A 22,257-nucleotide genomic window follows, 5' to 3' on the forward strand; every position below is an offset into this window, starting at 1 on the left:
TATCCTATTATTTTGCGGTCTTTGCAAATTCAGCTACTTTAGCTAAATCATCTTTTGATTTATTTTGTGTGATAGATTCAATGTAATGCAAAATAGCCCAGCGATCATGGACTTTTAAATGTTGAAAGGGAGCCATGGAACCACCTTTTATTCCATTTAATAGGACATTATAGTGAGAAATAATTCCTTCTCCTTGGGTCCATTGTCCTTCAACAATATTTCTTGGTTTAGGGTTCATTCCACCAGCAGAGGGACCATCGCCTTTACCTTCTAGGCCATGGCAAACAGAACAATTTGATTTATAAGTTTTTGCGCCATATGTAACAATATCAGGAGTTGAAACCCAAGGTTCCGTCACGGCGGCCATGTTAAAAGCGGCAACAGCACCTTCTTTACTTGGCTGATTGGGGTCGACAACATGTTCGTCTAAATCAACACCGGGGTGGACGACAACGAGGTAAATAAAAAAGCAAAGAACAAAAGCCATTGCAAAGATAAAAGCAGTAAATCCACCTCTGTTATGAATATCAGAAGCATCTGACATAGGAACACTCCAAGTTTAGTTATATTATGTATATGATAACTAGCGTAAAAAAAAAACCATAGCAACCAAAAGTATTTGCTTGATTCACTTTTGCCGCAAACACTAAGAGCTTATTTTTTTACGATAAAAATAGTTACAATACGATCCCGCCATCCACACTTAATACCGTACCATTAACATAGGAGGCTTGCTCTGAGGCCAAATAAAAACAGGCGTTGGCAATATCCTCAACTTCCCCCAATCTTAAAACAGGAACTTTCGCCGCCATTCCTTCAAGAACTTCTTTGGGCATGGCACTTGTCATTGCCGTTTTAATAAAACCAGGTGCGATGGCATTGACTGTAAATCCTTTTCTTCCTAATTCTTTACCAAGGGTTTTTGTAAAACCAATGACTCCAGCTTTTGACGCCGCATAATTGGCTTGGCCAAAATTTCCATACAAACCAACAACACTTGAAATATTGATAATTCTTTTGTGGCTTGAATTGGCGTTAAATTTTTCCAGCAAGGACTTTGTTACATTGTAGAGTCCAGATAAATTTGTATTGATGACGACATCCCAGTCCATGTCTGTCATTTTAACAAAGGACTTGTCCCTGGTGATGCCGGCATTATTAATGAGGACATCCACGTTCCAAGGCAATGAAGAAACGGCCTTTGCAATAGAATCTCTTTTCGTGACGTCTACTTGAGACAGGTTTAAGCGGCTTGAATAGCTCGCAAGCTCTTTTTCTGCCGCGTGAATAGCCTCGGTTGAGTAATCCCAAACGACAACCTTGGCACCAGCTTTTAGAAAAGAGGAAGTTAATTGAAAACCAATGCCTGCAGCTCCGCCTGTAACTAAAACGACCTTATCCGTAAAATTGTAAGTTAAATTTGGCATAATCACCTCTGTTAAAAGAATAATAAATTTCTCATTTTTCCATCCAAAACTATTTCACAGTTTCTAGCACATGACAATCCCTCTCTTTTAAAATCGTTGAGTTTATTCTGGGATAGGATTATTTTAGGGCCAGGATCCAGAGATCAAAGCAATTTGGTGAATCATTTAAGTGAATTATTTAGGTGAATCATTGCTAAAAAAGGAAGACTTATGAGGAATGCAACTATTGTTGGAACAGGAATGTATGCTCCCGATCGAGTTATTAAAAATGAATATTTCAACGATCTTTATAAGAAAGATATAGATACCTTTTTAAGGACTCAGCGAAACATAACGGAGCGCCGGTGGATGGAGACGTCGCAACGAACAAGTGATTTGATTTTACCTGCAGCTGAAGAAGCAATGAAAAATGCGGGGATCACAGCTAAGGATTTAGATTTTATCATTGTTGCTACGGATACCCCCGATTATTTATCCCCTTCAACAGCATCAGTCGTTTCGTTCCGGTTGGGAGCCGTGAATGCAGGTACTTTTGATTTGAATTCGGCCTGTGCTGGTTTCGTCACTGCCTTGGATGTGGGAAATAAATTTATTAAATCGGATACTCAATTTAAAAATATCTTAGTTGTCGGCGCCTATGCCATGAGTAAATGGCTCAACTTTGATGATTATAAAATCGCTTCTTTATTTGCTGATGGAGCTGGGGCTGCGGTTCTCAGAGCGACAGAGAATAGCATGCCTGAGGGGCCAGGGTCGGAAAAAGCAAGTGGATTTTTAACTTCTGTTTTTCTTACCCAGGGACAATACCATGATTATATGGGACTCTACGCTGGTGGAAGTTATAAGCCCGTGTCCCATGAGGTTATCGAAAATAAGGAACACTTATTGGCATTTCCAAAACGAATTCCACCAGAGACCAATGGCATTTATTGGCCAAAATTAACGCATTTAATTTTAGATAAAATAGGTAAAAAACCAACGGACGTAAATCATTTTTTTATCACTCAGTTTAATGTGCAAAGTATTTACGAAACGTTAGATAAGCTGAATTTGCCCCACGAGAAAGCTCATTATATTATGGATAAATATGGTTATACAGGTAGTGCTTCTGTAGGAATGTGTTTAGCTGATGCCGTCAGAAAACATAAGTTGAAGAAAAAGGATCTCGTGATCATGCTTGGCTCAGGTGGCGGGATGTCCATGGCAGCTTTGGCTATGGAATGGGGATATGATACTTAAGGGGGCAGTTTATGAAAATGGAATTGGACTGGTTAAAAAAATGGAGTCAATATGCGCCTCACTCTGTGGCGATTAAAGATGGCGAAACAGGCAGGGAATATACCTACAAAAATGCCTATGAGCTCTCGATGCGTGGGGCTCATGTTTTAGAAAAAAAATATCAAATTCAGAGAAATGATCGGGTGGCCATTTTATCTACGAATGAGGTCGAGTATTATTTTTTATTTTTTGCCCTGCAACGGCTGGGGGCCATCATGGTGCCAGTCAATTTTAGATTAACTCAACGAGAAGTCGAACATATCGTTACAGATTGTTCTCCTAAACTCGTGATCTATCAAGAGGCCTATGAAGCGGCAGTAAAAAATCTTCCGACGAAGACTTCTTCGGGAGACTTGCAAACTTGTACATTATCAGCAATTTCCAGGGAGCTAGGATCTCTGGAGGCGAACTCTTCGGGTTATATGGAAGGTGTTCCTAAGAAAGAATTTGTTTCTGATCCGGAAGATGCCGCCATGATATTGTACACCTCGGGAACGACAGGAGCGCCCAAGGGAGCCTTGATTTCTTTCAAAATGTTATTTTGGAACTCCATAAACACAAGCCTTCGGTTAAATATTTCACAAAAAGATTGTACGATTATATTTCTTCCTTTTTTTCATACCGGTGGTTGGAATGTGCTCACGAACCCCTTTGTTCATCGAGGTGCTAAAATTGTGCTCTTGAAGAAGTTCGATGCGGATCAGATTTTAAATTTAGCGGCCAAAGAAAAAGCCACTATTTTATTTGGAGTTCCCACAACTATGGACATGATGGCAAGATCTGCCGCATTTAAAGATACGGATCTTTCAAATCTTCGCTATGCTATCGTCGGTGGAGAACCCATGCCCATTGACTTGATTCATACCTGGCATCGCAAAGGAATCCCGATAAGACAAGGTTATGGTCTAACAGAATTTGGTCCTAATGTATTTTCTTTAAATGAAGAAGATGCCATTCGAAAAATTGGTTCTATTGGTTTTACCAATTTTTATACCGAAGCCAAGGTTGTGGATGGTGACGGCAAAGAACTTGGTCCCAATGAAATTGGTGAGTTAGTCCTGCAAGGACCCATGTGCATGAATGGATATTGGAAAAATGAAAAGGCAACTAAAGAGACCCTCAAAGAGGGTTGGCTCTATACAGGGGATTTAGTTAAAAAAGATGAGGAAGGGTATTACTATGTTGTCGGCAGAAAAAAAGACATGTACAAATCTGGCGGCGAAAATGTCTACCCTACCGAAATAGAACAGGTCTTGCGCCATTACGAAGGCATCAAGGAAGTCGCCGTCCTTGGAGTTCCAGATACCAAATGGGGAGAAGTCGGCAAGGCTTTTATAGTTAAAGAAGCTTCATCTAAAGAATCAGAAGCCAAAGAGGTTTCTTCTCTAGATGAAGCGAAGTTATATTCTTATTGCTTACAAAACCTCGCCAAATTTAAAATTCCAAAGCACTTTGTATTTGTCGATGAGCTCCCCAAGGGAGAGTCAGGCAAGATCCTGAAGCGAAAAATTCTGGAGCTGTACCCTCATAAGGAGACCTCTTTATAGAATCTACTTTTTTTGTCACTTAATTGGGATTGCAGTTTGTAAAGAAAATGTCTGCGTCTACGATAAAAAATGGTGCGAGCTTCATTCCAATAAGAGCGGGCATAAAAATTCCACCGCTATTGGTGGAAAAGCCCATCGTTATGTAAAGCATATAAAGAGCTTGACCCTCTGCCATATTGTGAGTCTGTTTTAAATAATTTTCCATGTATTTTGCTTTTTTGGCAAAAACTTGATAAAATTTAGATTCAGAGAGACACATGTGCTCGCGGATTTCGTTACGTTTTTCAGGAGAGAGATTGCGAACCACATCTAAATACTCACTATATGGTCGATTTTCATTTATACCTTTTGGGAATTGTGAAAAAATATCTTTATATTTAGATAGTACAGATTCTACTCGAACGGGAGTTTCATAAATACATTCAGGGGTGTTCGTCACAGTTACGGCACTTGTTACGATACCGTTTTTCAAGATAACATTAATGAGGCAAGATTTTGTTTTGGTCATAGTTTCAGCAGTCAGCAGGAAGTGAGTTTCATCTGCTGAATTGCTGACTTGTTCAATTTTTTCCACGCTAAAATTCAATCCTTGAGTTTTTAACACTTTTGGTGATTTGGTAATCGCGATAAGATCTTTGATAGGTTTTACCTCACCCACCTTTTCCTGTTCGCAGCCCGAGATCACTTTTGTATTAGTGACTACAACTAATTTAGAAGGAGTAGAGTGAGTGTTCCAAACAGTGGCATCTAAAACACATTTTGTAGTGCTGGTAGCGGATTTAGTTTCTAATCTGTAGTGAAATCCTTTTGAATCAATGAGAATTAAACTTAATTTTTGGACTTCGATTTTTTCGTCACCGAAAGTGACTCCAAGAATTCGGTTGATCTCATAATTTTTGGCAATAGCGAGAGTGTTTTCATGGCCAAAGGAGGCACCAGGCTTTGGTGCACCACCACTCACTCGTTGGGCATAGGAATAAAAAGAAATAGCCAATAAAAAAAATACATTTAGAAATAGAGATATTGGTAGGGATATTGGTCTAGAAAGGTTTTTTTTAGTCATTGTGAAATCCTTGTTAAGGGTTATGTTCAAATTCGGCACCAATTTAGCCTTTCGTATTATTTTTCGCTCCTGTTTAAAAGTAAAAAAGCTCAAATAGTTTTTACTTTTGGTAAAGTATTTTTGTAAATATACGAAAAGACGATTATATGACGGTTTTTAAATTCACTGACTATAAAGATTTTGTGCTAAAAAAGTTATCTTTATTGCCCAATAAGGGGCATGGGCAATTTAGCAAGATTGCCAAAGCTTTAAACATCCATACAAGCTTGGTCAGTCAAATATTTCAAGGGGATAAAAATCTTAGCTTTGAGCAGGCATGTGATCTGTGCAGTTTTTTTGGTTTTACCGAATTAGAATCGGATTACCTTGTGGCCTTGGTTTTAAAAGCGCGAGCCGGTTCTATCAAAGCTAGATTGAAGTGCGATCGTGATTTGGCCCAACTCAAAGAAAAATCCCAATCATTAAAAAACCGCATCAGTAAAGACATTACACTTTCAGATGCAGATAATGCGATGTTTTTTTCTCACTGGTATTACTCTGCTATAAAAATTATTGTATCTATTCCAGGAAAATCAATTCCAGAGCAAATTGCACGTGAATTCAATATCTCGTTAGTTCAAGTTAATAAAGTATTAGAATTTCTAGTTCAAGCAGGGTTACTTCATCATGATGGAAAAAAGTATAGCCAAGGACCTTCTAAATTACATCTTGATACTGATTCACCGTTTGTAAGTCGACATCACTTAAATTGGAGAGTCAAAGCCATCGAAAAAATAGGTCAATTCAAGGACGATGATTTCTGTTTTACGATGCCAGCGAATATTTCTTTAAAAGATGCAAAAAAAATAAGACAATCCTTAATTGAATTGGTTTCTCAATCTGTGAGTACAATTGATAATTCTAAAGTCGAGGCAATGTATTGTTTAAATATCGACTGGTTTAAAATGACTTCTGATTGAATTTAATAAATCTCCCATGTTATTAAAAGAGTTCGAAGATAGTGGAAAAAAAATCTTATTATCATTGATGAAATTCAAAAATTGCCAGAGCTATTGGATGTCGTTCATTTATTGATAGAAAAAAATAAGTCTTATCGTTTTATTCTTACGGGAAGTAGTGCTAGGAAATTAAAAAAGCAGGGGCAAAATTTATTAGGTGGTCGGGCCTATCCATTATTCCTGCATCCAATCACATCGAAAGAATTTTTATCTAGAGGAAACTCACCAACAGACAAAAGAGTAAATTTTGATTCTTTAGTTCAAATAGGTGGCCTGCCGAGTGTTCTCACAGCCAACTCTCCCCAACGGGTTCTTAAGGCCTATGTGGGAATTTATTTACAAGAAGAAATCAAAGCCGAGGGGTATGCCAGAAATCTTTCTGATTTCTCGAAATTTTTAGAAGTAGCTGCGCTCACCAATAGTGAGCAGTTGGATTTTGCTGGCGTTGCCAGAGATGTGCAATTATCGCCCAGAACCGTGGCTGCGTATTATTCAATATTGCAAGATACCTTACTTGGATATTTATTAGAATCGTATAAAGAAACAAAATCGAGAAAAGCAGTCATGACTCCTAAGTTTTACTACTTTGATGTGGGGGTTTGTAACTTTCTTTCGGGGCGAGAAAATCTGCCGAAGGGAACTCCCGAATATGGGAAGGCTCTGGAGCATTTTGTTTTTACTGAACTCATTGCTTATAGGGATTATCATGAGGAGGCATTTGAAATTTTTTATTGGCGTTCGACATCGCAATTTGAGGTTGATTTTTTACTTCAATTCAAATCAAAAAAACTCATAGGAATTGAAGTCAAAGGCACCAGCCACATCGATAGCGATGATTTGAAAGGTTTTAAAGCTTTTGAGGAAGACATAAAACTCACAAAAAAAATTTTTGTATGTAATGAAAAACATCAAAGAACGATTCAAAACGAATATCAGGTGATGCCGTTGCCTTTTTTTTGCCAGCAGCTATGGGCTGGGGAAATAGTTCAGGCGACATAATCCTCGAATAGGATTCAATTAAATTATTTTCTTTTTTCTTGCAACCTTTTACCTAGTTCTTTCAAGATGAGTTATGAAGCCATTAAATTGGAACCAATTGGTCCAGGATCTTTCTCCTGCCTTATATCGTTACTTTGGTGCGAGCTTTCCTTTGAGCCTGGCAGAGGAGTGTGTGCAAGAAACGCTTATTCGGCTTGTTCAAAAGATCGACAATGGCGACTACGATGCTTCTCGAGGAAGTATACGTATGTATATGTATGGCATTGCCCACTTTGTAAAGCTCGAAACAAAGAGGAATCATTCAAATCTTTTCTTGCATGGTCATGATGGTGAGTTCGTTCATCAAGAGAATTCAGATTTACATCAGAATCTTGAACAAAAACAAAACCTGCAAGCCCTTCGGACAGCTATCCAACAGTTAAGTGAAATTCAGCAAGAAGTCTTGCACTTGTATCTTGATGAGGAGCTGACATTAGAAGCAATAGGAACCTTGTTGAATCTCCCTTCTGGGACAGTGAAAAGTCATATTTTTAGAGCAAAAGAAAACCTTAAAGAGTTACTTGCAAAATACATGGAGGAGACCAAATGACAGATCGAAATTCTGAATTAGACGAAATATTACAGCCGTTAAAAACCTTGCAGCCTCGTGTTGATCAAATTCAGAGATGGAAAAATTTACGGAAAAAACCACAAAAAATAAAGCTTAATCTAAATCATGTTATGCAATTGGCCGCAGCTTGTTTTGTAGGATTCATGGTGGGGTTTTTCTTCAAAGCCCAGGAAGCAAAGGTCTCGGAAGTCTCATTAAATATTGATTCTAGTGCAACTATCGAGGTGGTTTATAACAAGAGTGAATGATAATAAAAGAGATAAAAAAAACGATAAATTTCACTTCGGAGGATTTTAATGAAACTAAATTTGATAGTTTTTATAGGTCTTAGGGTCTTAACTTTGAGTCACGCTGATGAATCGTCAAAATTTGGTGACATAAGAAAGATTAATCAAACAAAATTTGTATCAGGCTTTCATTTAAAAGGAGAGGTATTTGTTCTTAATCCAACGGGTAAAAATCTTATAGCACAACTGCCTGAAGAGCGAAAATGGAAAGCCAGATCCAAGTCTAGGAAAATTGAAAGCAATTGGTCACTGAGTGCTAATGAAATCAACCCTTTTTTGCTTCATCATGAATGGGAACTTCATGATGATAACTCCGTGACAGGACTCATTCAGCAATTTGAACAAGGCTCACCTCGCGGGAAATTGATTCGTGAGCAGAAGGTTACCTTGGAGAATTTTTCTCCCATCACCTGGGTCGCTCAAACAAGCAAAGCCTACCAGGTAGTTGTGCGTTTCACGCCAGAGATTGATAGCTTTAACGAAGCTGTGACCTTGGAACGAATTAAGATTGGTGGAGATCGAGATAGTTTTCAAGTGACAGATAATCAAGGGTACCTCTGGGCAGATGAAGTTCGTTTTGGTGGCCTTTTTGTTGGGATTAAATCCCACCGTGGTTCTTTTGTGATAAGCTTCTATCCCTTTCCTGGAGCCACAGAAATAGGAACGGCACAAGGGAAAACTATGGAGCTCAAAGGTGATGATCAGTTACAAATCAAAATTAAAAACGACACGGATATTGTTCCCGGCGATGTGACGGCAAAGGTCTATGGTATTTACTTGCCAAAACTAAAAATGTCCACCCCCAATAGCACCAGATCTTTTGGTCAGGATAAATATGAAAGTATTCCAAAAGAATTTTTAGACGCAATAAAATAGGAAGCTCCTTCCGTTTTATCCTGACTTCGGTATTTTCAATTTGTCAGAATTGAAATCAGCGAAGTTAGGAGACAGCGAAGTTAGGAGGCCTGCCAACAGCACAATTTTATCGGTGAGTTTCTCAAAACGAGACACGTAAAACGCCGATTATTTCATTCCTAAAGTAAAGTTAGCTATCTAGGTTGCCGATCAATATCCCGATGATTATTCACATCTTTGTATTTCTATCACTTCTAAGTTTGGACTTGCGTGCTGACGTGGATTTGAAAAATGGAAACTTTTTCTATTCATGGATTGATGCCGAAATATCATCGAAGAATTTCTTTTGGCAAATGCAACGCAGCTACAACAGCCGTGTCAATCGCGTCGGCTATTTTGGACAAGGCTGGTGTTCGCCTTTGGAAACAAAGCTCACTCGTTCGGTCGAACCTAGTAAAACTATTGAGATTCAGAACTGTGGCAGTGGTGAAATCGTTGTTTACCAACCTGACGGCTCCGAGTGGAAATCAGGCGACCAAGTCATCTCTTTTAACGACGATTTCTACATATTGAAAGTCAAGGGCATCACTCAATTACAGTTCAATAAAAATGGCAGTTTGGACGCGTTCAGGTTGCGCGATGAAAAAGCGAAACTGAAATATGAAGATGACAAATTAAATCGTATCGAAACGATTGCTGGTAATTTCTCGTTCGTGTTTGATGAATACGGAAAAGTGACAGAAATCAATTCCGGAACTGCAAACATAGCCAAATACGCTTATCAAGGACAAAATCTTACTGACGTCACCAATGCCTGGGGAAATCAATTTTCTTATCAGTACGATATATTTGGCAATATGACTCTAGCAAAATGGCCAGACAAAACATTCTTGAAATTAGGCTACGACACCGGTCACGATTGGATTACAAGTTTAACCGATCGCGACGGTTGCGTTGAAAATTACGGTTACGACTCTAAAAAAATGAGCGATGGAACGAAGGTTACCTCAACTGTCCACCGCATATGTAAAAAGAAACATTTCGACAAGAAAACAACTGAAATCGTTTTTGATAAACAAAACAAATTAAAAAACATAAAAAAATCTGTGGGTACTACTTGGAAACAAATCGAATACACTGATTTCGGAAAGCCGAAAAAAATCAATGATAGTTTTGGCCTCGCCCAAGTGTTTGACTACGATAAAAATGGAAATTTGACCCTTAAAAAATCTGGTTCTGAAAAAACTCACTATGTTTTAAATGAAAAGAAGCAAATCACTCAAGTGAACACAGACAAAGTAAAATTAAAACTAGAATACGATGAACGGGGTCGCACAACACGAGTGATTGCTAGCTATGAGTCGACATCGAATGACCTGGCCATCTCTTATGTCGACTTTACTGAGAAATTAAAAACGCTTGAGCTGAAAGGCGCTGGGAAAATTAGCTATAGCTATGACAATGACGGCTCAGTTACTGAATCCAGCACACAGCCTACAAAAACAAATGACATTGAATTAAAAACTACTGTTAACCGAGTCTATGGCATTTACACAACCCTAACTGATGAAACCGCCGTTTTTGGAGGTATAGACTGAAAACCTTTTTAACGATCACCATTTCAATGATTTTAACTTTTTCAAGTATTGCCTATTCAGAAACTAAAAGGCCTGACCCTAACTTAAATAAAGCAAGAAACTTATCGACCGTCATTGCCCCAGGCTGTACTGAGTTTGTGCACCCTTGCTCTGGGCAAGCCGCGGCAGCATCACTCAACGCAGTCACGACACCTTCGAGCAAAACTGTCATAAAACCGCCAGCCGCTGCCGCCGCATCAGGAGCTAGTACGAAGTGATTTATTCCTATCGTCTTATCTCTTTTTTAATCGTGTTTTCGAGCAGTGTCTTCGCTGCAGGACCTTACTGTCCTTCGGCACCTGCAAATTGTAATTTCAAAAACGTAGAAGAGGGCCTTAAAGAACTCAAAGAAGGGCGCTTCTTTAATTTACTTAAAAGCCCAGACTCTTTTTGTAAGGGTCATCTTACGCAAGGGGTTAAGCCAGAGGCAGTAATGCCTGAGCTTATGGCCGACCCAAGATTTACTCTCTATGTAACACCTCAGATTTCACAGTGCTGGAAAGAAGGCGGTGCTAATTCCACAAAATTAGAAACATTGAGTCGCTACGCTTATATTCAAAAACGATTTGATGATAACGCTGACAATTTACTTGATTACCAAGTATTTGCTGACGCTGTCCTTGGTAACGAGCCGTTGGCTGGGGTCGACTGCAAACAAGAGGCACCAGAGTTAGTCGGACTTGTGAGCAAGTGCCAAGATCTAAAAGCGAATTGCAAAAAATCAGACATGTCCCAAACACTGGCACAGAGTTTTATTGATGAATATAAATCTCAACATATAAAAAGTATCGAAGGCCGTTTTAAAGAGGCCAAAAATATTTGGGAAGACTGCTCACCCCGTCAGAAATCAGGTAAGAATTGTAAAGATGCTAAAAAAGAAATGGGTCAAACCGCATTCAGACTTCAAGTTTTTTATGCAAATTACCAGTGGGCACAAGAAGACAAATTTCTAGAATTGATTGGTAAACGAGGATTCGAAGACGTAAATTTAGTGACTAAAGCACTTAAGACTCAAGTAGCAGAAAATAGAAGGAATGTAGCCACGCAATTAAAGGAACTAACGACGGCCTCGCAATGTTTACTAAGAAATAATTGCGACTCGGATAAAGTTAATGATGTTCTAGAGCGCACTAAACCTTTAGCAGAACTAGATTTTTTAAAAAAAGGCGCTTCAAAAGAATTAAATCAAAGTCGCGCCGCTGTCGCGCAGTTCGTATCGTATAATAACTGCCTCGACGACATGGGCGAATCACAAAGAAAAACTTCAAAGACACTATGGTCATCAGGAGTTGGCGCCGTGGGTGCCGTTGTCACGATGGGTGGTAGTTTAGTTGTCACGGGTTTGACGGCCGCTGGGCGTGTTGCTATGGGTGCCGCCGTTGTTGGTAGCCGTGCCGCTTCGGTCGGCAAAGCCGCTTTGTTACTTGGGCAAGCCGTCGATGGAACCGTCGCAGTCCAATCGGTGCACGAAGCCTCTGGCCACTGCGGTAGCAAATCGACAGGTTATTTTAAACCTACAGAAAAAGCGGCCGGCCCACAAGCCTGCGGGATTCCAACCGCAGGGCAAATGAATTTCAAAAAAGAGTACGATGGTTGTGTTCTCGATGTTGTCCTGGGTGCTGCTGGCGGCGCGAGTCTGGTCGTGGGCTTAAAGAACATGTCCAATGCACGACAACTTGCTGAAGCGGAACAAGCATCCGGCGTCGCTAAAGCAACTACTACGGGTGAAAATGCAACCAAGGGAATGGGTCCGATCGAGTCGATCTCTCCCACAACAGGTGCAGAAAAAGCTACGCCATCTAAATTAGTCAGCGATGGCGACTATATCTCTATTCAGTCTGCCGGAAATGAAAGAAAATTTGCGATGGTTTTGCAAACTCAAGAAAGCGCAACTGGCACACTTTATCAAATCGCAACAAAATCAACAGACGGTAAAGTCACTAAAAAATGGATTGGTCAAAAAGAATTTGAGGGCCTAAAACCCAGCCTCAGTGAAGCATCAAGGACTTCATTCGGTTCAGCAAATATCAATAAAGATTTAGCTCAATCCGCCATTCAAAATATTTCTCGCGGTTCGCCACCTGAAAAAGTTCGCGCGGTCGTTGGAAAATTAAATGATGCCTATGATGGAGGAGAAGCCCGACTGAAAATTGCAAGCAAGTTGATGGGTAGAGATCTTAACGAGGTCGAGAAAAAATGGATCATGGCTGCACACAATACCCACACTGACACGGCCTATGGCGATATTGGCTCTGTCAAAGTGCGCGATAAAATTAAAGCCGGCGAAGGTCGCCCAAGATCTATCGATAGCAAGCAAACACGGATGCTGATGGAATATGGAATTACAGGCACAGAAACTGGATACAGGGTTTCCCTTCGCGCTCCAGTACCTAATAGTAAATTGAACGGCACCGATCACTACACGCTTGTTAATGGGGAGAAATCGCTCAAAGTACAGATCACCCAATCTGTGGTTCAAGAAGGGGTCATCTACCATAAGGTAGAAGTTCCGGGTTACCCAGGTCAGTACCGAGCGATGACTGAAGATCAGCTGTTAACGATGATCAAACCAAAAACCGAATCGATGGCTGTCAGAGTTGAATCGGCCGTTGCGAAAGTGGACGATGTCCCCACTCCGTCCGTTCAAACGCCACCAGTTCAAACGCCACCAGTTCAAACGCCGAAAACGACTGTGCGTCCAGAACCAAAATCACTGAATCCAAGCGCAGCCAACTTCATCGAAGCTCTTAATCAAGCTCAGATGAAAACCGTAGTTAACACAAATCGCGTGGAAAAACTAAATGGAAACTCGGTGACCAAACCCCAGCGCATGCGCGAACGTATCGGCATCGAACTAGGTATCACCGATGCCAATCGCCGTGCTGCGATTGCCTACTCGCCCGTTGCAGATTCAAAAACAATGACCAATGCGTTACAAAAGGCACTGGGCGCCGATTCCAATGTCGACATTAAACAATTACGTCAAACGATGAGCTTTAATCCTGCGAGCGGCTATGTCTTGCGAAGCGAGTTTGTAAATGCTGCAAAGTTCGTTGAAGAAATTAATGCCAAAGGCGGAGTAAAAGCATTGGACAAATTACCTCTTTCCGCGAGCGAGCGCGAGGCTTTAAACGCCGTGATGGCCAGGGCCCCTGCTTATGCTAGCTATGTCGATCCAAAAGTTCGTCCACTGGGCCAACTCAAAATCAGAAACTCACCGGTGGAAGCAACTAACCCAAATCGAGACGTGGTCGTTAAAGATGCTCAAGGACAAACAGTACAAGGTAGAGAAACGATTCGACAACTGGGATCTGATGGAGAAAGCCTTTCGACTGTGAAATATACAAAACCGGATGGAACAGAATCTTCAATCACCGTGCGCACGTCTGAAACTACGGATGTGGCCGAAGCTCAACGATTGCAAAGCTTTGATCGCGGAATCACTGAACGCGCTAACGCCAATCGCGCCGCACACATCTCAGCTAGCGAAAAATCGGGTTACGTAAATCCTCATGGTGTGCGTCGTTCTGAAATCGCCCCCAACCGCGAAGTTAATGTCCAAATCAATACACCCGATGGTGTTAAAGATGTCGAAGCCGTTGTGCAAGGTGCTCCTTACAAAAGTGTTAACGGTACACAAGAAGTTCAAGTTCGATATCAAGATGGCGTTCATAATGGCAAACCAGTTATTCGATACACATCGGTTGCCATTGATAAAATTGAACACGTAAAACCCCCGGTCGTAACAGCACCCACTAACGTAGTCGCCGTTGAATTCAAACCCATTGACGAAGTCATCCGAAAACCTGCAGACAGAGCCTTGGACGCTAGTTCTTACGAGGGCCAAGCCTTTAGACGAACGGCAGATTCCGAAGGCGCCGATATCCTTTTAGATCGACGTATTGGAGAACGCGCCCATGTCGAGGCCTTAAGGCAAGGGATCAAAGAGGATTATCTGCTTTTAAGAGAAGCCATAGTCAAAGACAGGAATGAAATGCAGGTTTCGCAAATTGGAAAAACAGACGATGCTCGATTTAATCCACGCGTGTTCTACGCGCATCAATCTAGTGAATACCATGCCGCAGTTAGCGCACCAAAAGGTAGCCCCGCAGCAGCCGGCAAAGAGGATGCGGAACTCGCTTACAAAGGCCGGATGGCCTATGATGCTGAAGGAAATGTAACAAGATCCAACTCGGCTCGTGATGTTGCCCTTAGAACAGCGCGCACTCGTGGTATGTCTCCGGAAGAAATTGTTAAATTAGAAAAATGGATGGATGCTTACGACCAGGCGGCCCCTCGCGTACGCGCTGTCGAGCGTGCCGAAGCTGCCCAAAAAGAATTCGAAGCTGTAAAGCAAACTCTGCAAAAGGCTTTGAAAAATGACTCGGGAATACCGCCGATGGTTCAGACCACGTTTGAAAAAATGGCGCAAAGTCTGAATGATCTTCAATTAACGCCCGAACAAAAAAAGGCGTCCGAAGTTGCACTTAAAAAAATCAGATGCGCTCGACCAGAGTGGAAAATCAAGGACAACCAATTCCCGACATTTAATTTGAAGTGCGATTAGAGAGGCTTGGCTACTTAAAGCTTCCTGGCACAGACCCTTTTGCAGGCGGAACTTTTTAATATTCTCGCCTAAAAGGCTTTCTAGTTCTTGAGGGTTTTTGATTGTATTTATAATAGACTCCTTTAAAGCTATTAACGTCTATATCTAAAATAAAAGCTTTATTCAAAGCTCTTATAGTTCATCACAAGCCTTGTACCACAGCTTTCTTGTCTAAATCAAAAATACAGTCCATCATATAATCTAATAGCAGAGAATAAGTTTCTGGAGGGTAGTCAAATGATAAGACGTATTGGGATACTTACAGGTGGTGGTGATGCTCCTGGCTTAAATGGAATCATTGAGTCCTGCTCTCGAAGTTTAATCCAAGCAGGCTATCAAGTCTTTGGAATTCAAGATGGCTTTGAGGGGGTCTATGCGCAAAAATACTTTCAAATTACTAAAGAACAAATTCTTGGAATCCATTCTGAATCAGGAACTTTATTAGGAACTTCAAACAAATCAACAACGCGCGGGCAAGAAGAACAATTTTTAAACTGTTATAGGAAATTAAATTTGGAGGGTCTCATTGTTGCCGGGGGTGATGGGACATTTCAAGCACTGAAAGCTTTTGAAAATCAAATTCCAATAATTGGCGTTCCCAAAACGATAGACAACGATCTTTCTGGAACAGAAATGACCTTTGGTTTTGATACCGCTTGCTCCGTTGTCGCAGATTCTGTGGACTCACTAAGGCATACCGCTTTGGCACACAAACGAATTATTTTAGTTGAAACCATGGGCCGCACTGCCGGCTGGATGGCCCTTGGTGGAGGGCTTGCCAGTTACTCTGATGTCATTTTAATTCCCGAGAGACCCTTTCAAAAACAAGCTCTCAAGAATTTTATTTTAGAACAGCAAAAATCTCGCAGAGGACTTATGATCACGGTCTCTGAAGGCGCCTTTGCGATGGGAGAGTCTGCAAAAGTAGCCTTCAGAGTAGAAGCCTCTCCTCAAAAAGATAGATTTGGTGGCATTTCAGAAGAGCTCGCTCGTTGGCTTGAAGTCGAAACGGGTTGGGAATCTAGACATGTTATTTTAGGTCATCTTCAACGCTCACATGCTCCGACAACGACAGATCGTTTTTTAACTTTAAGCATGGGCGTAGAGGCTGCGAATATGGTTTTTGAACAAGCTTGGAAACAAGCTGTTGTTTATAGAAAAGGTCAAGTCACCCGCGCCCCCATCAGCGATCTGATGAAGGAACCTCGACTTGTACCTACAGAACATGAGTGGATTCAAAAAGCTAAATCTCTAGGAATTTTTATTTAAGCTGACTCGTGTTCTTGATTCTCAAATTGAGACATTATTTTAATGAACTGAACCCAAATCAAATATAGTTCTAATAGGTTGATTATAAAAATACTTATAACAAGATTTTAGTAATTCTCTAAAAATTCGATATGATGAAGGGATAGGGGGGAGTGATGAAATCTATTAATTTCACTTTCTTAATGGCATTTATTTTTTTTACTTCACTATTTTTCGACGTGGAGGTGAGAGCTTTTGATCCCGGAGAGGGTCCCTGTCCTAGCGGGTATAAAAAAATTTTTCTACGGGAAACTGGAATTAGAAGAATATACGATTGCATATCAACGGGATCTGCACCAACCCAAGCAGATGTACGTAAAATAGACCAAGAAAAGTCAACTTCTAACCCGAAACAAAGATCAGCATCACAGTCATCTAGAAGAGGCTCGGATCAAGCCAATCAAAAAAGAGGAAATGATAAAGACGGTTCTAAAAACGCTGATAAAAGTGGTAATTCTGCGGCCGAAGATGAGGTAAACAAAAGGGATCCAAATAAGGATCACGAAAATCAAAAGGAAGCATGCTTAAATGAGAAAGGAACTCTGCTCTGTGAAGAAGGGGAATGTTTCTGTAAAAAAGATCAAGATAATGAATCCCCTACCGAAGAGAAAGCGAATCCTGCGGCGGCTCAGTGTATGAGTGAGTTTGGGAGGTTAGTTCAGGAATGTAATAAGGAAGCAGATAATGCTATGACTAGCTGTAATGATGAGAATGAGGCGATGCAAGCAGCTGCAAATGCAGCAAAATCAATTGGTGCCGGGGCTGTGGTGAGTATTCAAGTTGCCTGTTCCAAAATAAATGACATTTCTAAATTAGCCAACGAGGCTTTTGCAGGCTGGCAGTCTTTATGTTCAGCATATCAAGGAGGATGCCAAGAGAACTGCAAAAAAGCGAGGGAGATTCTAAACAGTGATTGTATGGATGGCGCAACGAGGGAAGAAATGAGAAGCGAACATCAGTCTAAGATCAATAAAAACATCGTGCAGTGTGAGTCATATAAGCAGAAGCTTTTCGACGCAGCTCAACATGCGGTGGCGGCGATTGCTCAGACGAAAGCGTCTGAGCAATGTAAGAAAGATACCACTGCGGATTTGAATAAAACTATTAATTTGGATCAGTGTAAGAATAATCCTAATACACCGATGTGCATGGATATGCAGAAGTGTTCTAATCCTACCTTTGCCGCTCAAAATCCAGTTTGTTATTGTGTGAGTAATCCAACGAGTCCTACTTGTTTGCAAGTGAATGGAAATTTTGGAAATAAGGGATTATCGATGGGGGCCACTATTCCTGGGGTTAAAAATGAAAAGGGCGAAAACATGCCGGGAATGAACTCCAATGGCAATGCAGAGGCTAATCCTTTTCCCGGTTTTAATAATGGTGGTGGGCAAGCTGATGGCGCATCTGTCGGCGGGAGGCAAGGTGATGCAGGTTCTGCAGGATCTGGAAAAATGGGCGCGGATAATGGTGCTGGCAATGGAAAAGGTGGGTATGGATCTGGAAATGAGAAAGATGGAATTAAAGTGAATAGTGGAACTTATGGAGGCGGAGGAAGTGGCTACTTTGGTCCCAATTATGGTGGGGCTGGAGGCGGAGCGCTTGGAGGGGCAAATAATCCAACAGGAGCGCGAAGGGATATTGCTAAATTTGATCCACGTAAATACATTGTGGGTCAAGGTGGACAAGGTGAATATCTGAATGGACCAAACGGAAATATTTTTAAAATTATGAAGTTACGTTATGAGGAAAATAGATCTACATTCCTGCCAGAGACTTTTGTTCTAAAAAAATAATTCTTAAATTAAGTTATGGAGTGATTGAATGGATTTCTCAAGATGAGTTTTTTCTAGGATAAGGACGAGGCTTAGCGAGCTACAGAAGGAACTGACTATCGGGACATGTTCATTTTTAAGTTGAGAATATATTTTTTCTTGTAACTCAAAATTTAGCAGTCCAGTGCAGGTAAGAGTTACGCAGGAAAGCTGTTCGTCTAAAATTGAAAATGAAAAAGTTTCTTTTTTGATTTGTTCCAAAGTTTCTGCCGGAGCGGTGATCGTGATCAAATGTTCTGACTGGATACTTAAAATTTGTGGAAAAATAATTTCTTTGTTTTGAAATTCATTTTTTAACCTTGTTAAGTTCTCGTGGAAAGATTCTTCCTTAAGTTTTATTCTTAAAATATCCCTGAAAGAGTTAATCGCTAATATTTTTGGTGTTTCGAATTGATGAGTGTCAGATTGAAAGATCATTTGTAATTCCTTATTTTTGAAAGAGTTGATCCAGGTACCTTGCGATGAAGATATTTCTGCAGAGCCAATGTAAAGTTTTACATTTTTTCGAGCGGCTAATTCAGCAGAGCGGTAGTGAAGTACTTTGGCCCCCCAAAAAGTCATTTCCATAAGCTCTTCGTAGTGGAGTTTCTGCAAGGGAATGGCATTGGGTACCACATGAGGATCAGCAGTGTAGATAGCGGGGACTTCTTTTAAAATTTCACATTGTGTGGCTTGCAAAGACGCGGCGATAGCAACGGCAGAGGTATCGCTTCCACCGCGGCCAAGGGTGGTAATTTCTTTTGATAATGGACTCACTCCTTGAAATCCAGCAAGGATAACAATTTTGTTTTTATTTAATTCTTCAAGGACACGTGAGGGCTTGACCCCAATAATTTTAGCATCCACGTGTGAACTGTTTGTCAAAATTCCAGCTTGACTCCCAGTAAAACTAATAGCTTCAAGTCCTTGATCAAGGAGGGCCATCGATAGCAAGGACATGGAAATTCTTTCCCCGACTGAAAGTAACATATCCATTTCTCTTTGGCTGGGTCGACTAGACACTTGGTTGGCCAATTCAATAAGATTATTCGTGGTCTTTCCCATGGCTGATACCACGATAACTAAAGATTCCCCATGGAGAGAGTCTTTCTTGATCCTTTGAGCAACGGCTTTGATTTTAGCAGGTGAAGAAACCGTAGCTCCGCCAAACTTTTTTATCGTGATCAGTTTTTGGGTTGAGGTAATTTGAGTTGTCGTAACGATATTCATGAAAACCTTTCCAATCTAGAATAAAGCCCAATTTTTAAAAGTCAAATTATTGACCCGGGGGGAAGGAAGAAAAATCTGTTATGATGAAATGGAGTTGAAATAGAAAGGAATTCGATTGCCAGCAATAAGGATTACCGGAATGGCCTCAGGCTTGCCGCCAAATATAGTTGACCAGTTGGTTGAGGCGGAACGTATTCCCTTGAAGCAAATCGAATCAAAAAAAGTAAAACAAGAAGATATTTTAAAAATCGTTTCAGATCTTGATGCGAAGGTTGGTGAGATTTCCAAAAACTTAGGCGAGTTAACAAATACCAGGGGTTTTGTTGATACAAAACTAATTTCTGGTGATCCCAATATCATTGATGGAAGCGTGGATCCAGGGACTGTCGTCAATGGAGAGTATTCCATAGAAGTATCGCAATTAGCACAGAAGCCTGGAGCCATCTCCAATGGCTTTCCAGATAAAGACAAAACGCAAATGGGAGTTGGGTATATCAAATTTGACACTTCTGACGGCACAAAGGAAGTTTATATCAAAGGAGCGAATTCAACTTTAAATGGCGTTGTGGCACAAATTAACGGAGCGAATATAGGAATGAGAGCCACTGTTGTTGAGGATAAAAGAGATCGAGAAAACCCCTATAGAATGTTGGTTTCTGGTTTAAAAACGGGTGATGACAATGGCGTTAAATTTCCAACCATTTACATGTTAGATGGAGATCAAGATATGTATTTTGATGAGGCCAGACCATCCCAAAATGCCAAGTTAAAACTGGATGGATTTGATATCGAAGTTCCAAATAATGTGGTGAACGATTTAATTCCTGGGGTGACTCTTAATTTAAAACAAGCGGCACCAGGAAGGGAAGTCCGTCTATTTGTAAAAGAAAATTTTGAGGCCATTAGTGGAAAGATTAAAAGTTTCGTTGATTCCTATAATGTGGCTCTTTCTTTTCTGCAAAACCAACAAAAATTGCAGAAAGGTGCCAATGGAAAAGAGTCGCTAGGTCCCTTAGGGGGAGATTCTTTAACAAGGCAGGTAGAAAATGTTTTAAGAAGAATTGTATTGGCACCACAGATGGGTGTGAACTCAGATATTCAAACTATGAATCAATTAGGAATTGAGTTTAATAGAAATGGTATTTTAAATTTCAATCAAGAAAAGTTTAATAAAATACTTAATGCCAAAGCTTCCGATGTCTCTGAGTTCTTTAAGGGTGATGGTCTATCCACTGGCTTTGTTAATAATCTTAAGAGAGAGCTTGGAAATATGCAAAATAACTCTTTTGGTGTTTTGGCAAATAGGAAAAAAGGAATACAAGAAAAAATAAATCGATATAATACGCAAATTGAACAAAAAGAACGACAACTTGAAAAAAAGGAAGAGTCACTCAGAAGAAAATTTGCAGACTTAGAACAAAAAATGTCAGGCTTGCAAAGTCAAGCTTCTGCGGTGCAGGGAATAGGAAAACCCCCAGGACAATAGTATAAAATTAAAAAGTAGACTTAATAATTATTTTTAAAAACCGAGAAGGTGAGACAAGGGAGCTACAGTAAACGATGAAAAATGCATATCAAAAATACAAAGCAAGTTCGGTACAGACGGCAAGTAAGGAAAAAATATTATTGATGCTCTATGAAGGAGCCATAAAGTTTACGAAACTAGCCATCAAAGCGATGGAAGAAAAAAAAATTGCCGATAAAGGTTATAATATTGGCAGAGCCTACGATATTATCATGGAACTTAATAACACTTTAGATCATAAAGTGGGTGGGGAAATCTCGCAAAAACTGGAGGCCCTGTATGTTTTTATGATGAAACAATACACTGAAGCTAATTTTAAAAATCAAGTAGAACCATTAAAAAACAATTTAAAAATTATTGATAACTTGTACCAAGGATGGATAGGCGCTGTTGAGAAAATGAAGACAGACCAAGAATTAAAAAAATAAGTTTACTAATTATAAATATCACGGAGGATAAATGAAAAGAATACTCGAATTGATGGACCAGAAAAATCATTTCTTAGAAAAATTTTATTCAGTAAATGAAAAGTCCATAGAGTTGTTTGTTAGAGACCAATTTGAAACTATTAATGAGTTCTATCAAGAAAGAGAAAATATACTTGAAATTATTAAGTATATTGATAAAGAAATTAAAATTATATTTCAAAATGCACAACCTGATAACGAAAGAGATTTAGCTCAGTTTAGAAAATCGTTGAGTGTGAAGGATACTTTTGTTGAAAAAATTATCGAACAGGATATCGCTATCCTTTCCTGTATTGAAGCTGCAAAAAATCAAATTATTAAAGAATTGAAGGACGTAAAGCTTGGAAAAAAAGTAGTTTCTGCTTACAAAAATCCACAGAGCAAAAATAAACTGGAAGAAGTTATCTAATTTTCGTAAAGTTGATTAGGGCCCTCGCTAGAATAACTTTTCTGTTCTAGCTGGGAATTCTAACGGAGTCTAAGCGTTGATAAATTGACAAGACTTTCATAGGGATTGTCAACGATCAGATGTTGCTACAAATTCTTCTCTAAAATGTTACATATGGTGATGGCATTTATATTGCTGCTTAAATTAAATAAATAGAAGTG

General features: G+C 40.0%; 19 protein-coding genes. 15 read left to right on the forward strand and 4 right to left on the reverse strand.

Features of this window, described 5'->3' with window-relative positions:
* Nucleotides 1-7: 7 nt before the first annotated feature.
* Nucleotides 8-544 (reverse strand): cytochrome c, encoded by a 537-nt coding sequence (locus tag J0M15_04265; GenBank protein ID MBN8536239.1) that lies wholly within the window; start codon nucleotides 542-544, stop codon nucleotides 8-10.
* A 133-nt stretch (nucleotides 545-677) separates the two neighbouring features.
* A complete protein-coding gene (gene fabG, locus J0M15_04270; GenBank protein ID MBN8536240.1) occupies nucleotides 678-1,427 on the reverse strand; it encodes a 3-oxoacyl-ACP reductase FabG in 750 nt (249 codons plus the stop codon).
* Nucleotides 1,428-1,637: 210 nt separating this feature from the next.
* Here fabG and J0M15_04275 point away from each other — a divergent pair, with 210 nt between their 5' ends.
* Together J0M15_04275 and J0M15_04280 are read left to right on the forward strand one after the other, a co-directional pair.
* Nucleotides 1,638-2,666 (forward strand): ketoacyl-ACP synthase III, encoded by a 1,029-nt coding sequence (locus J0M15_04275; GenBank protein ID MBN8536241.1) that lies wholly within the window; start codon nucleotides 1,638-1,640, stop codon nucleotides 2,664-2,666.
* A 17-nt stretch (nucleotides 2,667-2,683) separates the two neighbouring features.
* A complete protein-coding gene (locus tag J0M15_04280; GenBank protein ID MBN8536242.1) occupies nucleotides 2,684-4,252 on the forward strand; it encodes an AMP-binding protein in 1,569 nt (522 codons plus the stop codon).
* Nucleotides 4,253-4,271: 19 nt separating this feature from the next.
* Here J0M15_04280 and J0M15_04285 read toward each other — a convergent pair whose 3' ends face one another.
* A complete protein-coding gene (locus J0M15_04285) occupies nucleotides 4,272-5,315 on the reverse strand; it encodes a hypothetical protein (GenBank protein ID MBN8536243.1) in 1,044 nt (347 codons plus the stop codon).
* A gap of 146 nt (nucleotides 5,316-5,461) precedes the next feature.
* Here J0M15_04285 and J0M15_04290 point away from each other — a divergent pair, with 146 nt between their 5' ends.
* The 10 genes from J0M15_04290 (at nucleotide 5,462) to J0M15_04335 (ending at nucleotide 18,408) form a co-directional block, all read left to right on the forward strand.
* The gene (locus J0M15_04290) at nucleotides 5,462-6,274 is read left to right on the forward strand and encodes a TIGR02147 family protein (GenBank protein MBN8536244.1); all 813 of its coding nucleotides are present in this window, start codon (nucleotides 5,462-5,464) and stop codon (nucleotides 6,272-6,274) included.
* Between the two features lie 81 nt (nucleotides 6,275-6,355).
* Nucleotides 6,356-7,312 carry a DUF4143 domain-containing protein gene (locus tag J0M15_04295; protein MBN8536245.1) on the forward strand — a complete coding sequence of 319 codons (957 nt, stop codon included), beginning with the start codon at nucleotides 6,356-6,358 and terminating at the stop codon, nucleotides 7,310-7,312.
* A 73-nt stretch (nucleotides 7,313-7,385) separates the two neighbouring features.
* Entirely contained in the window at nucleotides 7,386-7,901 is a 516-nt protein-coding gene (locus tag J0M15_04300; protein ID MBN8536246.1) for a sigma-70 family RNA polymerase sigma factor, read from the forward strand.
* The gene (locus tag J0M15_04305; protein MBN8536247.1) at nucleotides 7,898-8,170 is read left to right on the forward strand and encodes a hypothetical protein; all 273 of its coding nucleotides are present in this window, start codon (nucleotides 7,898-7,900) and stop codon (nucleotides 8,168-8,170) included. Before J0M15_04300 ends, J0M15_04305 begins: the two co-directional genes overlap by 4 nt.
* A gap of 48 nt (nucleotides 8,171-8,218) precedes the next feature.
* Nucleotides 8,219-9,085 (forward strand): hypothetical protein, encoded by an 867-nt coding sequence (locus J0M15_04310; GenBank protein ID MBN8536248.1) that lies wholly within the window; start codon nucleotides 8,219-8,221, stop codon nucleotides 9,083-9,085.
* 200 nt (nucleotides 9,086-9,285) lie between these two features.
* Nucleotides 9,286-10,662, forward strand: a complete 1,377-nt coding sequence (locus J0M15_04315; GenBank protein ID MBN8536249.1) for a hypothetical protein — start codon at nucleotides 9,286-9,288, stop codon at nucleotides 10,660-10,662.
* 26 nt (nucleotides 10,663-10,688) lie between these two features.
* Complete coding sequence (locus tag J0M15_04320) at nucleotides 10,689-10,919, forward strand: hypothetical protein (protein ID MBN8536250.1); 231 nt, start codon at nucleotides 10,689-10,691, stop codon at nucleotides 10,917-10,919.
* Nucleotides 10,916-15,268 (forward strand): hypothetical protein, encoded by a 4,353-nt coding sequence (locus J0M15_04325; GenBank protein MBN8536251.1) that lies wholly within the window; start codon nucleotides 10,916-10,918, stop codon nucleotides 15,266-15,268. Before J0M15_04320 ends, J0M15_04325 begins: the two co-directional genes overlap by 4 nt.
* 276 nt (nucleotides 15,269-15,544) lie before the next feature.
* On the forward strand, nucleotides 15,545-16,576 hold the full coding sequence (locus J0M15_04330) for an ATP-dependent 6-phosphofructokinase (protein MBN8536252.1): 1,032 nt from the start codon (nucleotides 15,545-15,547) through the stop codon (nucleotides 16,574-16,576).
* 155 nt (nucleotides 16,577-16,731) lie between these two features.
* On the forward strand, nucleotides 16,732-18,408 hold the full coding sequence (locus J0M15_04335; protein MBN8536253.1) for a hypothetical protein: 1,677 nt from the start codon (nucleotides 16,732-16,734) through the stop codon (nucleotides 18,406-18,408).
* A 3-nt stretch (nucleotides 18,409-18,411) separates the two neighbouring features.
* On the opposite strand, the gene J0M15_04340 is transcribed toward J0M15_04335, so the two are convergent.
* Nucleotides 18,412-19,656: an aspartate kinase gene (locus tag J0M15_04340; protein ID MBN8536254.1), complete on the reverse strand. Its 1,245-nt coding sequence runs from the start codon at nucleotides 19,654-19,656 to the stop codon at nucleotides 18,412-18,414.
* A gap of 139 nt (nucleotides 19,657-19,795) precedes the next feature.
* Between J0M15_04340 and fliD the strand changes: the two genes are divergently transcribed.
* The 3 genes from fliD to J0M15_04355 all read left to right on the forward strand — a co-directional run bounded on the left by fliD (nucleotide 19,796) and on the right by J0M15_04355 (nucleotide 22,057).
* Entirely contained in the window at nucleotides 19,796-21,142 is a 1,347-nt protein-coding gene (gene fliD / locus J0M15_04345; GenBank protein MBN8536255.1) for a flagellar filament capping protein FliD, read from the forward strand.
* A gap of 74 nt (nucleotides 21,143-21,216) precedes the next feature.
* A complete protein-coding gene (fliS, locus tag J0M15_04350) occupies nucleotides 21,217-21,609 on the forward strand; it encodes a flagellar export chaperone FliS (GenBank protein ID MBN8536256.1) in 393 nt (130 codons plus the stop codon).
* 31 nt (nucleotides 21,610-21,640) lie between these two features.
* Nucleotides 21,641-22,057 (forward strand): hypothetical protein, encoded by a 417-nt coding sequence (locus tag J0M15_04355; protein MBN8536257.1) that lies wholly within the window; start codon nucleotides 21,641-21,643, stop codon nucleotides 22,055-22,057.
* The last annotated feature ends 200 nt before the right edge of the window (nucleotides 22,058-22,257 follow it).

The sequence above is a fragment of the Deltaproteobacteria bacterium genome, from assembly GCA_017302835.1.
Classification (GTDB): domain Bacteria; phylum Bdellovibrionota; class Bdellovibrionia; order Bdellovibrionales; family Bdellovibrionaceae; genus UBA2316.